The sequence below is a fragment of the Gluconacetobacter entanii genome (assembly GCF_003206495.1).
GTDB classification, from domain to species: domain Bacteria; phylum Pseudomonadota; class Alphaproteobacteria; order Acetobacterales; family Acetobacteraceae; genus Novacetimonas; species Novacetimonas entanii.
The window spans coordinates 1-16173 of sequence record NZ_NKUF01000053.1 but is presented as its reverse complement, the minus strand read 5'-3'; the positions used below and the strand labels follow the sequence as shown (position 1 = coordinate 16173).

The following is a 16173-nucleotide window of genomic DNA, read 5'->3' as shown; positions in this document are numbered from 1 at the left end:
ACAGTATCAGTGCATTTCGCTGGAGCGAAAATACGCAGAAGAAAGATACGACAATGCAATCAATGTGACCTCTTGCATCGTAAAGGCCGTCCACATAAGCGGGACATGGACAAACCATCCGTGCGGGCCGGACAGGCAGGTGAGCCCAAAGGAACCACCTGACCTTGCATATCTCTCAAGGTGTCCACGGTCCGACAGGGGGAGGTGGCCGGTGCTCAGGTCGAGGAATTTCCGGATCTGGAAAGGCGCTAACATCGGGTTTCTCCCTGCTTAAGGATGAGGCGGGTCAGACCGGCCCGGCGCTCTCGCCGAATGCGCCAGCGGGCAGGACCCATTGTTCGGGGGATGTGAGGACACGGCCACGCCAGCGGTGGCAGAGCGCGCGGCGCACCAGACCCGGGTGCTGGCGCACGGGGCCGTAGACCGTGCCGCCCCTGGCTAGCGTGCCGAGGTCCCGGTCGCGTCGGATGGTGCAGCCAAATGCGCGTTCCCACTCACACAGCCGGGCGAACCGATCCGGGTCCATGTGACGCAGCGTCGCAGCCTGATCGGCAGACATGAATACACATGTCAGGCAGGACAGGCGGCCAAACCCGAGCTGATAGGGAAGCGGCGGAATCACGCCATGCCGACGCAGGATCTGCCAGACAGCCGCTTCACTCCAGGCATGTACCGGCCGCCAGTGATCGATATGCCGTCGGATCCGACCATCACGACAGTCTGCCCGGTGCCGCTCAAAGACAGCGTAACGGGCACGGTTCGCGGACTCCGCCTCGCGTTCTCCGGTTACAAACAGGGTCCGGGCATGACTGAAGCGCGCCTGGTTCCGCAGGGCGCCATCCGCAACCATGATCTTGGCGTATGGGGAACACCAGCGGACCGACAGGTTCGCCGAAACCTGCGGGAAGCGGCGTCGCGTATTGGGCGGTCCCTTGCCACCGACAGTGACCCGCCCTGTCGGGGTATCGAACCAGACCGGTGCGGTCGGCGCATTCTCGCGCAGCATTTCCCGCACGATCCCACCCTGGCTCGCGGAGAAATACAGCCTGACGCCAAGGGCCGCAGCCAGATGCCGCCCGTAATCGGGCACATGCGGCCAGTCAAAAACGTCCCCGTCATCGTCCACACGATGGTGCCACCACTCGATGCGCTGCGGCGCCACGCCCTTTTCGAGCAGGTGCAGCGTACTGGCGAGGGAATCCTTGCCAAAGGAACAGGCGACGATGACGTGATCATAACGCGCCAGATCAGGTATCTCTCCGGGCTCCGGCGCGACAGTTCCTTGGTGGGATGACAGGCTTGCGGTCGCCATGGACATTCTCCTTGTCTGAATGTCTTCTGGCGGTCCGACGGGGTATCGCGGGTCAAACGCGGCGCGCGCGCCGGCATCGCAGGCCCGCGGAGCGGGACAAGAGCCACCGTTTGAGGCGCGATGGCCCTTCGGGCATATTTTTCCTGTGTCTTCCTGCTCTTCCTATGCGTCCGCGTTCAGGTATTCGTGCAGATACCGGCGCAGCACCACGCAGGCTGCATGGGTGTCCCGCTCACCGTCATCCGCAAGGACACGATCCATCACTCTGGCGAGAACGGCGGCGGCCTCTCGGCCCGGGCTGAAAACAAGGGAAAACCCAAACTGTCCCTGCAGCACGCCGGTTCCCGCATCGTGGACCATGGCCACGATCTCGCCATGGACGACTTCCTCGACCTCAAGGTCCACTTCCTGACCGTCAGGCAGAATGGTGGTCCGGATCCCGTCAGAGTCCACACTGTCGGGGACGGCATCGAGGACGATCCGCGCAGCAGCCTCAGCGTCCGTCGCCGTGACCCTGAAATCGCCGGCATCCGCTTCAAACAGGCGCTCAACCAGTGTGACACGAAAATCAGGCATTGCCGTCCTCCCTTACCAGGACAAATTCGCTCAGTGTCGTGGCTTCCCGCCATGGGCAGTGCCACACCATCACGTCCTTTCCGCAGATTTCGGCGACAGAGCCACGCTCTCTCAGCCGGGCCAGCTCGGCCGACGTGACTCTGGGAACCGCCGTGAAAGCGGAAAATTCGACTACTGCCGCCTCCACGCTCTCATAGGGTCCCCGCCATCGGCGGGCCGTAGGCGGATAGATTTCAGGCGTCCGGATCAAAACCCCACCATCCGGGCGGAAACCCAGTTCAACCACATACCTGCCGATCAGACGCTTTTCCGTCACGGATTCATGGGTCATCACGGTTCTCCTTCGCCGACGCAGGTGAACGCGTAACCTGACGTTCTGGATAAGCCCGGTTAGGGCGCATCGCAGAATTTCCCGGTCGACGTCCTGCCTGAGTCCGTTGCTGGCTCACCGCCCGACGTCACCACTGGGGCGACGGGCCGTGAGCCAGAGCCGTACGGCGGCAACAGCCTCGCTCAGCTGAAGCCTACAAACTCAACATGCGTCCTGAGGAATTCTTCGGGTGTCTGCGATAGCGGAGCCGGACTTTCCGCCCTGCCGTGCGGCACGTCATCCTCTTGATCTGCCGCCAGGTCTGGGGGGGTACCAGCCACTTTATCGAGCTCAATGCCCGTCGCGGCAGGATCATCGGTTCCCGGGCCACCAGTCCGCGCACCGGCATCCGCGTCGTCTTCCAACTCGGTCTCGTCGTCATGCGCCAGTTCCCCATCATCGTCATCCGCTTCGGATGGCGAGGCGAGCGCTTCCGCGAAGGTGGCGTTCAGCGCTGCGACATCGACCTGGAAACGCGCTGCAGGATGCACCCAGATCCCCTGCCCGACATGGTCCATCAGGGCGCGGCGCATTTCCTTGCCGGTATTGCGCGGCAGGATACCTTCCGCCTTTATGGCCTTCGTGATGCCGGGCTTGCTGAGCGTTTTCAGGAAGTCTTCATCCGCCATGGCGGGCAGATGGTCGTCCGCTTTCACGATATGGCCGACCAGGACACCCCAGTCGCCGCTATTCGTCGCGTTCTTTTCGCAGGACAGCACGGCTTTGAGCACGTCGACAGCAGCGCCACGCAGGAGCGCCTCGTCCAGCGCCATCTCGCCATCCTGGAACAGTCCGGCGGCAGCCACGAGCCGGCGTGACGGACGGCGCTGCTGGTAGTGCGCGTTGGAATCCCCGTCCACCCGGATATTCTGCGCGTTAAGGGCCGCGATCATCAGCCCGACCAGGACCCATGGATCGGCAGAACCCCGCATGCCGTCCAATGCGGCATGCAGCGCCTGGGTGCGGAAACTGCCGATCATGTCAAAACCACGCCCCGAGATATCGGGCCGTTCCCGTGGCCCTTCGGGCAGGGCTTCAATGACGGCGGACGGCGTCACGCGGCCTGCCGCCTCGCTGCCCGGCAGGACGCACCAGCCCTCGCGAACCTTCAGGCGATGATCGAGCCAGAAGAATTTCGTGGCGCCCTCGCGCTGCCAGTAGATCCGGACCATGCCGGGTTCGAAGACCGGCTCGCCGTTCTCGTCGCTCTGCAGGATCAGTGCGTCTTCAGGCGTGTTCTGACCCAGCCACTGGCGCTGCGCCTTCTCATAGGCGAAGCCGTCATCGGTATAACGGCCGTCCTTCCCGGCTTCACCGAACAGATCCTCCTGCCAGGCGATCCGGCAGCTTTTTGCAATGGCGTCATCAAACGAGGCCTCGATTGCATAAAAACGGTCCTGCCGCAGGGCTGACGCAATCCGGTCCCAATCGGGGATGGCAGCACCGGGTTCCCAATTTCCGTCGGGCAGTTGCTCGCCCTCATCTTCGCAGGCTTCGACATCCTCGGGCGGCGCCGCGCCAACCGGAAACCCGAAATGGCCCCAGACCTGTTCCTGCAGCGCGGTGGACGCAAGGGCGATGCTCGCCAGTTCACGATTGCCAGGCCCCTTGCCCGCCTCGATCCACGCCAGAATCTCGGGCAGGATGGCAGACAGGCGGCCGATCTGCTTCAACTGCACCGGTGTGAGCATCAGCGCCTTGCAGATCGCGGTGTCATTCCACTTTTTTTCCTCCCGGAGCCTGGCGACAACCAGCCACTGTTCAACCTGGGTCATGGGCTGACGGATCATGTTCTCCGACGCGGCACGCATCCGGTCCAGTTCCGCATCATCGCCTGCCACCGTCACCTGAATGGTTTTCAGCCCGGCCTTGACCGCGGCACGCCGGCGGCGATGCCCCGCAACGATCATCAGGCCGTCAGGAGTTTCGCGGACCAGAGGCGGGTGGATGATCCCGACGGCCTTGACGTTCAGCGCCAGCTGGCGCTCTTCCGCCTCGTTGGGCGCGGATTTCCGCGGGTTTTCGGGGTTGTCGAGCAGGGTTTTCGGATCAACTTCGCGCAGTTCCATGGTTTTTACTCCGTGTTCTCAGGACGCCTTTCCTGATGCACTCCGGCGGCCAGCACCGGGCTGGCGGGGCAAGGGCGCCGCGCAGCGGCGGCACCGGACCCGCGCGCAGGCGGCGCAGACGCCGAGCACGGGGAGGCGCCACCCCTTGCGGCGCCTGGCCGGAGATGGCAGCCCTTCTCAGGCTGCCGCCTCTTCTTCCTTCTCCCTGTCCTCGGTGTCGTCATGCGCCGGGTCTTCATCGGTCGCGGTCGCCGCCAGATCGTCTTCCAGCGCTTTCAGCTCGGCGCGCTTTTCATCAAGCATCGCCTGTTCCGCGAACGGCAGGCCCAGACGGGCGCGGTATGATGGCAGGCGACGCTGCGCTTCCTCCCGCATCCGGATTGCGTCACGGAGCGCGTCATCGATCCGAAGCAGCGCATGCTCGAGACGCGACGTCAGCCCAAGGCCCTTCGTGTCGTCCTCGACGGCGATCTCAATGCGACCTGAGCGCGCTTCCACAAACAGCGTCACGTCGACCGCGCGCTTTTCGCCGCGCACGCGACGGCCTGGCCCAGCTTCGCACATGACGGCGAACCCACCGATGCGTCCGAGGTTCCAGACCCCTGCCTCACCGTTCTTCGCCGCCAGGCGGACCTGGGACAGGAGCCATGATCCGGCCTTCTCACGTTCGCTGACATCCCCCTTGTCCCTGCGCAATACGAACGCATCCCCCTTCGTGGGCTGACGGCTGGCAATATCCGCTTCGATGAGCGGGATCTGGCGCTCCGCGCCCGCAATCTCACGCTCGGCCCGGTCGATGGCACGTTTTACGGCGAACTGGTCGTCATAATGGGCGGCCGCCAGTCTCTCGAGCCGCGCAAGATCGGCCTCCAGCCCGGCTTTGTGCATCAGCCGGGCATCGCCTGAGGCGAGCGCCTTGGCCATGGCGAACTGATTTCCCCCTTCCCCGCCAATGTCCTCAATCCGGCGGATGGAACGGTCACCTGACATCGCAAGTCCAATAAAGCGCTGCTTGCGCTCGAGGAGCTGCCAGTTGGTCGCGTCAACAGAACCCTGCTGGGCATAGGCGTAGAGTTCGATTTCCGCGTGCTGGTTGCCCTGCCGCTCGATGCGACCCTCGCGCTGGATGATGTCGGAGACCAGCCACGGCACGTCGAGATGGTGCAGGGCCTTGAGGCGCTGCTGGGCGTTGACGCCGGTGCCCATGGTCGCCGTCGAGCCAATCAGGATCCGCTTGCGGCCGGCATTGAGATCACCGAACAGCTTCTGCTTCGCCGCACTCTTCCTGTAGTGCTGCATGAACGCGATTTCCGCGCGCGGCACGCCCAGTCGGATCAGTTCATCGCGGATCCACGTATAGGCGGAAAAACCGCGTGTCTCCATCGCGCTCTCGGTGCCCAGATCCGAAAAGATCATCTGCACCGCCCCCGGCAGGTCGTACGGCCGACCGGTTTCAGGATCGCTGTAACGGCTTTCCGATGTCTCCTGCCAGATCCGGAACACGTTCCCGATCATCAGGTTCAGCTTCGATGTATCGTCATTCGCGGCGAGAGGGGCGACGAAGCGCAGGTCGATCGCGGCATGACGGGCATCCGTGATGACGGACAGGAGGATGTCGTCGCCCTTCTGGGGACGCCCCTGGCGCGCTTCGATGGCGTTGATGCGGGCCGCCAGCGTCTTCTGGTAGGCCCTGAAGTTATCGTTTGTCGGCGCGACAATAATCTCGCGACGCCCGCCCCGGATTGCTGGCAGAGTCACGTACTGGCGCAGGTCATCGTGCTGCACGACATCCGCGAAGTCGCGATACATCGCCATGAGGTCGGCGACGTTGACGAACTCGGTGAAGCGCGTGACCGGCTTGTAAAGCCCGCTTGGCTGCAGTTCCAGTTCGGTACGGGTTTCGCCGAAATTGGCTGCCCAGGCATCGAATTCATGCAGGTAGCGCTTCTGCAGCGCCTCAAGATCCATATAGCGGCTGACCGTCCACATTTCGGCGAGCGTATTGGTGATCGGGGAGCCGGACGCCATGATCAGCGGACGTTCCGGATTTTTTGCCGCCAGATAGCGCGTCTTCACGAAGAGATCCCAGGCCCGCTGCGAGCCGTTCGGATCGACCCCCTTGAGGTCGGACTGGTTGGTTGCAAAACTCAGCTTCCGGAACTGCTGCGCTTCATCGACGAGGATCTGGTCGATACCGATCTCGCCCAGATGCACGAGATCGTCCTTGCGAGCGGAAAGGCCTTCCAGCTTCGCCTGCATCTTCTCCTTCATGCTCTCGACCCGCTTGCGCGACAGACGGTCTGACGCGTCGACGCTTTCCAGCACTTCCTCGTAAGACGCGATCTGCGCCTCGATCATCTGGCGCTCGAAATTCCCCTCCACCGGGATGAACCTGAATGCATCATGCGTGATGATGATCGCATCCCAGTTTCCGGTCGCGGCCCGCGCGAGGAACCGCTGGCGCTTTGCCTTCACGAAGTTAGTCTCGTCGGCGACGAGGATCCGTGCGGTCGGGTAGAGCATGAGGAATTCGCGAGCCATCTGGGCGAGGCAGTGACCGGGGACGGCGATCATCGCCTTGCTGATCAGGCCAAGCCGCTTCTGCTCCATGACAGCCGCAACCATCGAGAACGTCTTTCCGGAGCCGACCGCGTGCGCGATATACGTGCCGCCCGCGGCGATGATCCGCCAGATGACCCGTTTCTGGTGGGGGCGCAGGCTGATCGTGGTGCTTGCACCGGGCAGGCGCAGATGGGAGCCATCAAACGCGCGTGCAACCAGGTTGTTGTAAGTATCATTGTACAGCCGGACCAGCCGCTCGGCCCGATCGCCATCCTGCCAGACCCATGTCTCGAACGCACGCCTGATCGCTGCCAGTTTTTCCTTTGCGGCTTCCGTCTCCTGTGTGTTCAGTTCGCGGTGCTCATTGCCATCGCCATCACGCCAGACATCCCATATTTTTGGCGATGCCTGCGTCAGGGCATCTTCCAGCAGTTCGCCGGCATGTCGCCGTTCCGTTCCCCAGACTGACGTTGCCTCGGCCTTGCCCATGAATGCCCGTTTCTCCACGGTCCAGCAGGCGACAGCAGGCGCGTGATAGATGACCGTTTCGACCCCGAGCACCTCGGCGGTAAACGCGATGATGTCGCTGACCGGCAACCACGGAGCGCCAAGGCGCGCGGTGATCTCCGACGGACGCAGATCGGCTGGCTGGACAGCTTCCAGCGCCGTGACGTTCCGGGCGTAGCGCCCATCGATCCGGGCCGCATCGCGTGCCTCTTCCAGCTTGGTACGCACGGCGCCGGAGAGCATTTCATCAGCCGTGACCCAGATATCGCGACCATCCACGCTCCGTACCGGATCGAGATAGACCGCATCCCCCAGCGCGGCCGCGACCTCGGCTTCGGACTGTCCCATGAGTTCCGCGATCCGCGGCATTTCCACGCCGCCTGTTTCATGCAGGCAGACGGCCAGGGCGTCGTGGGCGGAATGGATCTCGGGTTCGACAGGCGCATGAATGACCCGTTCCGAGAAAATTGGTCCCATCCGGCCTTTCTGTGTCGCCTCGTCGTATTCCTCGATGGACGAGACCAGCCAGACGTCGGGATCATCGTAAAATGGCGTAAGGTTCGGTCGCCGCTGGGTTTCGTTTTCGACCCCGGTTTCCGGATCGATTCGGACCGTCACATTCATCAGGTTGATCGGGCCGAACTGTCGGACAAAGCTGAAATAGGCACGCTTCAGGTCACCTTGCAGGCGTCCATAGGGCAGGTTCTCCATCTGCGCCCGCAGGACCGCGCGTGCCGCATCCCGGACGGGTATCAGCGCGGTAATGATCCTGGCATGCTTCTGGAAGAGGCCATCCTTCTGATCCCCCTTCCTGATGGCGACCGTGGTGGCCTGTCCGTCGCAGATCTGCTGCAGGACGCCTTTCGTGACGAAGTAGGAGCCCTCTTTCAGTTGGGCGCCATCGGCAGCCGTGCCGACCAGCACACCGGCTCCCACCGGCCGGACAATACGCTGGTCCAGGGGTTCCGGAAAGCGCACGTCCTGCCCGATCCGGCTCAGGGCCCCGGGCAACATCACATCGATCCTGCCGTCGGCACGCGCGTCGCATGTGTAATCGGGACCGAACTGGGTGGTGGTCCAGCCGTGATGGCCAAGCACCTGCTCCGGATGGTCGAGAAAGTAGCGATTGACGAGGAGTGGACCGTTACCCTGGTCGCTATCCGTAAGGGCGTCGGTTTCCAGCCAGGTCTCGTCATCGGCCATGTCGCCGATCATGCGCTTGCGTAACACCAGTACGTCCACCACCACGTCCGTGCCGGCGTCATCGCGCATTGCCCCGGCGGGGAGCCGGACCGCCCCCACGAGGTCAGCCATCTCGGCGATGGTCCGGCGCGCGGTGCTGTCCGTCTTGTCCAGCGTATGGCGGGACGTCACGAACATTGCGATGCCGCCCGGGCGGAGTGCTTCGATGGATCGGGCGATGAAAAAATCATGCAGGCTCAGGCCAAGCCGTCCCAGACCTTCCGGGCCACGCACGGTGCGATTGGAAAAGGGTGGATTACCGATCGCAAGGTCATACCCGTCTGCGAGCTTCACTGTCGTGAAATCCTCGCGGCGGATCCACTGGTTCGGATAGAGCCTGCGTGCGATCCTTGCCGTAATCGGATCATTCTCGATCCCGGTAAAGGCGATGCGTCCCTCGAGCCTTTCCGGTCGGGCCGCGATGAAAAGACCGGTCCCGCAGCCGGGTTCAAGCACGGAACCGCCTCTGAAGCCCATCTGCAGCACTTTGTTCCAGAGTGCGTGCACGATCAGTTCAGGGGTAAAATGCGCATATTGTGTCGCGCGCTTCAGTCCTGCCCTCTCAATGTCTGTCGTGGAGACATGGATCGCCTCGCCAATCTCTTCCCAGCCCGGGCGGGCGCTATTGCTTCCGGATGGAAATAGGTTGTTCGCCAGTTCTCCTGCTCCAAAGCCGATGAAGCGTGAGAGGACGATCTGTTCGGGGGACGAGGCGTTTCGGTCTGCTTCTTCGATCTCCTTGAGCAGTTCGATTGCCAGTGCATTGTCACGGGCCCGCTGTTTCCAGGTGTCAGCGAGGCCTCGGTCGGCCACCATATGAAAGTCGATCTTGGGAAGGACCATTGCGGCCGGTGTGGCGGGCGGGACGGGGGACGCGCCGTCTTCGCCTTCAAGTTCGCCCAAGAAAAGGTCGTTCTGGGTATCTGCGAGAGCGGTTGTGCCGAAGAGGTTGAGCTGGAACGACATGGCCGTGCTCCGTACAAACGCCGGAGCCCGGCACTGCTTCTGCAGGCCGGGATGTTTCCGGGTCAGGTTTTCGGGATGTCAGGAACGGGCGTGCTAATCAGGTTGTGTCGCCTGATTACTCTTTCCTTCAGCTCTTATTGCGACCGGGTCGGGCAGTGCGGGGCAAGGGTGCCGCGTAGCGGCAGCACCGGACCCGCGCGCAGGCGACGCAGACGCCGAGCACGGGGAGGAGCTACCCCTTGCGGCGTGCTGGTCGATCTGGTGCTTTTACATACTGGCTTATAGTTCTATTATAGCTTTTTATTCTCGGTTTATTAGCTTTTGGATTCTCGAATCTAAATCATATCCCTAAAAGGGTGTTTCTTGATTGGTGTAGTTGCAGAGATTGCGACGTTAATTCAACGTCGAATAAGCTGCTTCTTCAAGGGGGAGGGAAAGCTGCTGCTTACATACCGAAAGATAATGCGTCTTAGCGCGAACTGAAGATGGAATGCAAGGAACGCAGACTTATCCCCAACGGTCGAGTTAGAAGGTTATTTTTAAACTGTTAAAAAGTTAAAGGATGAAAAGCGCGTTTAATATCATTTGGTTAGGCGCTATTTCTGTGCGCGATGTTCCGATAAGGCGTGCGTGATATTCCGAACGAGAATCGCGTTGCTGTGAATAATGGGAGTAATCATCGTCGACAGGGCAGAAGGCATACCTTGCGACCGTCAAGAACAACTGCAACAGGCCTCCAATTTTTGGGAATGGATATAAGAAAGAGAAAATTTCGGAATATCGCGCACATTAACGATCTTCACCTTGCTAATTCGGTTATCAAGTTCACGCCGATAGTTGCCCAAGGTGTTGATGAGGCGCAGTCTCTGCCAAAACGCCATGAATTCGGAACATCGCGCACGTTTAAGGTAGGTCTCTGGCGTTCGGACGTCCGTGCGTTTGATTCCTTAGGCGATGACAAGTTATGGCATCCGATAACTAGCAGGCTTGATATCTTGGGTATTTTGCGCTTCACAGCCGCCCAGGAAAACAAACGCGACAGCGTCTCATGGTTCGGAACATCGCGCACATGTCCTGCTCATATTTTATCGCTAAGATTGTGATTCTCGATGTTCAAAAATCACTACGGGACGCCCTCCCCTTGGACCTACTTCGAGGGATAGCTGATAATCGGGGATAACGTCATCGCCTATAATTTTGAGAAGATCTCTTTTGAAAAATCGTAATTCGCGTGTAGTACCGATTTTCTTGGCGAGTTTATCTAGACTAATTTTCCATATTTCTTGGTTACCAAGATGCTTTCGTCCGATCTCATAAATACGGCGACCCAACCCACTATCGAGACTAAAATAAGTGGGGTTAATTGTCAGCACCCTGCGTTCCTTGACGAGGGCACGAAACATCCAGTCATTGAGCGTAATTTCAATGGCTGCCATAATTTTACGTCCAGTCGATGTTTTCCGCTCGACTACGCGCCATGTCTCTATCCAGACAAACCCGCGCCGGTCGCGTTCGTCTGCAGATTCGATTGTTGTCATGATGTTCGTAGATCTCAGACGATGAAGCGCATCGAGCAAAAGGTCGTAGCTGCGCTTACCTGTTCCTCGACCGGTGACGCGCAGGAGATCATGCGCAGCGAAGCGGACTGTATGGTCGACAGTCATCCCTCGCTCAATGCGTTCATTGATAAGAGAGACGACATAAAGAAGTATGTCTTTATCCCAAATCGTCGCAAGCCCTTTTGGGCCAGGTTCTATGGTAATTTGTATTTTCCCGTCGTCATATACCAGAGGCTCCATGCGCGGTTGCTTCTGGATGCTGAAGAACGGATATTCCATAAGGGCTCTGTCATCCTTTAACGGAGCCCCTATTAGGGAGTCGACAAACAGGTCAGCTTCGTTGCTAGCCATTATCTACCCCAGCCCTGCCTTTTGTGCGCGATGTTCCGAATGCAAACAAACCGGTTAATACAACCAGGGTCAATGATTCTCTCGTCAGTGTTACGTATTTTCGTCACCGAGCACCTGATCAATCTCGGCCCGGAGCCTTCGCAAGCGTTCACGGTCTTCCGAATTAAGCGGGAGTTGTTGGGCACGGACTTCACTTAGACGCTGGGCCATCCTGTCTACGGATGTAAACGTAAATCCGGAAGGTTTGCGGGTCGGTGCGGATTCCGGCCGTTCGAGGTCAGCTCGACCCAGTCGAATAGCTTTTACTGTGAGTTGTCCGGTTCTGGCTTGTTCAATGAGTTCTTGTTGTCTCACAGGATCCGGGACTCTTGCGAGTTCCACAAGGGTATTTCGTGCCACACCTCGCTCTGACGTCAACTCTTCAAGGATATCGGTTGGGAGCGTCAGGATTTTCAGGATAGAGCTAATTTCGCCGCGACTTTTTCCAAGAACTTCACCTGCCTGGCTCTGGTTCCAGCCTCTTTTTTCAATCAGTCGTTGGATGCCGGTTGCTTCTTCCAGAGGGTTTAGGTCCACTCTCTGAAGGTTCTCAATGAGCGCTGCGACTTCAGCATCACCGTCGTGTTCAATTGCAAGCATGCTGGACCAGCCAGCATGTTGCGCGGCTCGCCAACGGCGTTCGCCCGCGACTATGACCCACCGTTTGTCGGATTGTGAGTTCGTGACACGACGTACGAGAATGGGCTGAAGCTGTCCTTCAGCGACCATTGTTTCTGCCAGTGCTGCGATACTCTCGTCGTCAAAACTTTTTCGTGGTTGGTCCGGATCTGGCGCTACTTCTGTCAAAGGAATTTCGAATGTATGTCGAAATTTGCCGTCCTGGCGAACAAAACTGTTGCTGGCGTCGTCAATGAGCCCAGCGGCTACGCCAAGAATAGGAGATGGGGCTTTTGTTTTGCGTCGGGTTGCCATCACGCATTACCTTCAGGCTGTTCGATATCTGCAAGCGGAAAATCTGTCTTCGTTTGGAGTGCTTGTGCCAGCCGAAGGTACGGTGCCGTTGCGGCCGCTGAAGAAGAGGACTCCAACGCAATCCTGCCTGCGCGTGCAGCATGACCGTACACAGCGCTTGAAGGCACGGGTTCCAGAACTGGGGCGCGATCTTTCATCATGGAACATAAGTGTTGAAGGACTTCACGGTCCACAGATTTGCGTGCGTTATATTGCGTCGGTAAAATACCAAGAAGTCGAAGTCCTGGATTCAGACGACGCTGGATCTTGCCAATTGTGCCGATAATCAGGCCAACGCCCATTGTGTCGTAAGGCTCGGTTCTCACAGGGACAATTGCGTCATCGGCAGCAGCAAGGCTCATCCATGTAAGCATGCCGAGATTGGGAGGTGCATCGATCACGATCCAGTCGTAGTCCTCACGGACAGGATCAATGGCTTCCCGTAGCGCGGCGTCAAAACCGGGCTCTCTCCGGCCGTCCGTTTCAGCTAGGTCAATATGGCTGGCGATGAAATCGAAGGGCAGTTCGCGTCCGTCTGGTAGCGTGCCTGCCGCAACCACGATTTCAGAGAGAGGTTTCCCACCGAGAATGAGGTGGGCTGTCGTTTTGCCCTGATGATAAAGTTCAACACTGGCGCCAGCGAGTATTCCGGCTGTAGCTGTTGCTTGGGGATCCATATCAATGAGAAGAACGCGTCCTCCCAGTGATGACAACGCGTATGCAAGATTGAGCGAAGACGTTGTTTTCCCAACGCCGCCTTTTTGGTTTGCCAGCACAAGTATTCTTGCAGAATCTTGAACTGCGCCAGCCATATTACGTATCACCTCGGCGACATCATCCGGGATCGGTTCTTTATCGTTTTCCCAGCGGCTAATCTTGGGTTTATCATAGCTTCGGCCGAGTCTGCGGTTGAGTTCATCTTTGATGTCGGCCTGACTTAATCGCAAAGTCAGTCGGCTATTTCGAAATGTTTGACCGTTCATTATGGCTTCCCCAGACAGACTTTTGATGCGTAAAATAGCATCAACATCAACGATGATGGTTGATGTTGATTGTTATCAGTCTTTCTTGTCAAGGAAAAAATCGACGACATATGGGCTGATATGAAGCCCTAACAGCCTGTCGGGTTGGGGTACCCTATGAAGGGGAGAGGTTGTAAGGTGGTGTGATGAGCAGCTTCATCCCGTTTGACCGGTCTCAGCCGTATCTTCTGCCTCCTGATCTGAAGTTGTGGCTTCCGGCTGATGATATGGCGCATTTCGTTGTAGTTGCCGTTGAACGGGTTCCGATGAATGCGTTTTCCGTGCCAGTACGCACGGGTGGCAAGGCACAGTACCATCCGCGCCTGATGCTGGCCCTTCTGATCTTCAGCTATGCGAACGGGCTGTTTTCCTCACGCCGGATCGAGCGGGCGACATATCGCGACATAGGGGTGCGTTTCGTGGCGGCGAACCTGCATCCGGATCATGATACGATTGCGACCTTCCGCCGGACGAACCGGACAGCCATTGAAGCTACATTTGCGCAGGTCCTGCTTCTGGCGCGCGAGACGGGTCTGCTGCGTCTGGGTGTAGTATCGATCGACGGCACGAAAATCGATGCCGACGCTTCGAAATACCGTTCGGTGCGCTACGACCGGATCAGGGCGCTGCGCGAACAACTGGCTTTGGATATTGCGAAACTGATGGACCAGGCGGAGTACGCAGATGTCACAGACAGCGATCCGCAGGCATTGCCGGAAGAGCTTGCCCGACGGGAAACACTGAAAGCGAAGCTGGACGAAGCCTGCGCCCGGCTGGAAGCTGATGCCAGGAAGCAGGCTGAAACGGCGCGTCCGGCCTACGAGAAGAAGAAAGCCGCTTATGATGCGAAAACAGGGCGTCGTGGCCGGGCGCCGAAACCGCCTGATGAGGAACCGCCACCCGACCGGCAGATCAGCCTGACTGATCCCGACAGCCGCCTCATGCGGCGCTCGGACGCCCATGAATTCCGGCAGGCTTACAATGCCCAGGCCGTGGTTTGCGCCGAAGGCAGCCAGTTGATCGTGACAACCGGCGTTGTCGCCACGTCAGCGGACGCGCCATCCTTTGCCGACACGGTACTGTCGATGGAAGACACAATCGGTCTCCCGGAGAAGGTGCTTGCCGACACCGGTTACGCCAGCGGACAGGCGGTCCGGAAACTGCGGGAAAAGGGCATTGATCCGCTGGTCGCCATTGGGCGGCCCTGTGCCCGCAGGGCTTACGACTTCCGGCCCCGGCCCGAAGGAAGGGAGCCACGCCGGATAACCGAACCCTGGCGGCTCGCCATGAAGGACAGGTTGGAAACCACAGAAGCCGGAGATCTTTACAGACGACGCAAGCAGACCGTGGAGCCGGTCTTCGGAATTATCAAAAGCATCATGGGCTTCAGAAGATTCAGCCTGCGTGGCCTTGCAAAAGTCACAACTGAATGGACACTCGTCGCTCTCGCATACAACTGCAAGAGAATGGCACGGCTTCAAACAGCATAAGTCAGGTTACCATCGGCTTTATGATCCTCCCAAAGGCCAACCAGACAGGCTGCTAAATTGGTCTTCGAAAGATACGATCAATGTGTGCCTGCTTCTCGTCGAAGATCTAATCCGGCCCAGGTGCGGCATGTTAGGACCGTATTATAGATTACTTGTGTCTTGAATGAGGCTTTGTCAAAGCGGACAAATCATTAAAACGAGGCATAAATCAGCTGAGGAGATAGCGATCAGAGATATAATGGAGGATGATATTTTGCTGTGCGGCGTGTTACGATAGTCTTCTGGTTCTAGTTCATCCTTATGCTCAATGTTCGGACGTCAGAACATTCTCAGACGGAATTTGTAAGGTCCTTCTCGGATGGGAGGAATACATTCCATCGCAAAATGCGCAAACTTCAGGGCATCGGAGCATATGCTGATGTTCGGACGTCAGAACATCAGAGGGCGCGTACCGGATTTTTATGAGCAGTGGTTCTGGACCTCGTTGGGCACCGAGATCGTGGTCGCCTCCTTGATTGCACTCCCACCAAGTTCAGGAAACCTATCGAACATGCATTCACCCTGACTGGGGACTTGGATAATGCATCGTTTTTCCTCATCGTCCACTGCGAGCGATCGCAAGGTGTGCGATGTCGATGAGGGGGCAGCAACCAATTCCGCTGCCTTCATGTGGCCGGCGTTTCATCCGAAAGATCGTCATGGAACGTACTCGCTGCAGTGAGACGTTCGCTGGACATGGTAAGACTGAGCATTGCCGCACCTTGGCGGCTCTAGCCTATGACAGCAAGACGGATCGCAGCATCGGGATAGACCAGGACGCTGCCATCGCGCTCATCCTCGAATGGTCAGGAGGCCGACCTGTTAATCACGTGGAGATGACGATACGGTACAAGCGGACCATCGACGTTCTTTTTCAAGGCATGAAAGAAGTGAGAGATAGGTCACGCTGCTACATATGCCGTTTTGCTTTGAACCAGGACGACGTACATCTGTCACGAGACCGAGACACCGGGCCTAAATGACCGGTTTCTTCAGGTTAGGGCCTGTTAGGGCTTGATCCAGTCTGCTGCGGCAGCGATGTGGATGACCGCGAGGAACGACGTTGCTGTTTTTTCATATCTGGTTGCGACAGCGCG

At 58.7% G+C, this 16173-nt stretch carries 10 protein-coding genes and 1 pseudogene; 1 reads left to right on the top strand and 10 read right to left on the bottom strand.

Features of this window, described 5'->3' with window-relative positions; genetic code table 11:
• Positions 1-6: 6 nt before the first annotated feature.
• From CFR72_RS18525 to CFR72_RS14575, 9 genes are all read right to left on the bottom strand, one after another.
• Positions 7-255, bottom strand: a complete 249-nt coding sequence (locus CFR72_RS18525) for a DUF5983 family protein (protein ID WP_019087509.1) — start codon at positions 253-255, stop codon at positions 7-9.
• A gap of 31 nt (positions 256-286) precedes the next feature.
• The gene (locus CFR72_RS14615; RefSeq protein WP_110914613.1) at positions 287-1318 is read right to left on the bottom strand and encodes a phosphoadenosine phosphosulfate reductase domain-containing protein; all 1032 of its coding nucleotides are present in this window, start codon (positions 1316-1318) and stop codon (positions 287-289) included.
• A 156-nt stretch (positions 1319-1474) separates the two neighbouring features.
• Complete coding sequence (locus tag CFR72_RS14610; protein ID WP_014106767.1) at positions 1475-1888, bottom strand: hypothetical protein; 414 nt, start codon at positions 1886-1888, stop codon at positions 1475-1477.
• The gene (locus tag CFR72_RS14605; protein WP_014106766.1) at positions 1881-2219 is read right to left on the bottom strand and encodes a hypothetical protein; all 339 of its coding nucleotides are present in this window, start codon (positions 2217-2219) and stop codon (positions 1881-1883) included. Before CFR72_RS14605 ends, CFR72_RS14610 begins: the two co-directional genes overlap by 8 nt.
• 182 nt (positions 2220-2401) lie before the next feature.
• Positions 2402-4327: a ParB/RepB/Spo0J family partition protein gene (locus tag CFR72_RS14600; protein WP_110914612.1), complete on the bottom strand. Its 1926-nt coding sequence runs from the start codon at positions 4325-4327 to the stop codon at positions 2402-2404.
• A 177-nt stretch (positions 4328-4504) separates the two neighbouring features.
• Positions 4505-9604: a lactate dehydrogenase gene (locus tag CFR72_RS14595; RefSeq protein ID WP_110914611.1), complete on the bottom strand. Its 5100-nt coding sequence runs from the start codon at positions 9602-9604 to the stop codon at positions 4505-4507.
• A gap of 1091 nt (positions 9605-10695) precedes the next feature.
• On the bottom strand, positions 10696-11514 hold the full coding sequence (locus tag CFR72_RS14585; protein WP_110914610.1) for a replication initiator protein A: 819 nt from the start codon (positions 11512-11514) through the stop codon (positions 10696-10698).
• A gap of 90 nt (positions 11515-11604) precedes the next feature.
• On the bottom strand, positions 11605-12486 hold the full coding sequence (locus CFR72_RS14580; protein WP_010511481.1) for a ParB/RepB/Spo0J family partition protein: 882 nt from the start codon (positions 12484-12486) through the stop codon (positions 11605-11607).
• Positions 12486-13508, bottom strand: a complete 1023-nt coding sequence (locus tag CFR72_RS14575) for a ParA family protein (RefSeq protein WP_014106763.1) — start codon at positions 13506-13508, stop codon at positions 12486-12488. Before CFR72_RS14575 ends, CFR72_RS14580 begins: the two co-directional genes overlap by 1 nt.
• A gap of 185 nt (positions 13509-13693) precedes the next feature.
• Here CFR72_RS14575 and CFR72_RS14570 point away from each other — a divergent pair, with 185 nt between their 5' ends.
• Entirely contained in the window at positions 13694-15037 is a 1344-nt protein-coding gene (locus CFR72_RS14570; RefSeq protein ID WP_014106965.1) for an IS1182 family transposase, read from the top strand.
• 1046 nt (positions 15038-16083) lie between these two features.
• Here CFR72_RS14570 and CFR72_RS14555 read toward each other — a convergent pair.
• Positions 16084-16173 (bottom strand): annotated as a pseudogene (locus CFR72_RS14555) (IS5-like element ISMex42 family transposase); the annotation flags it as partial.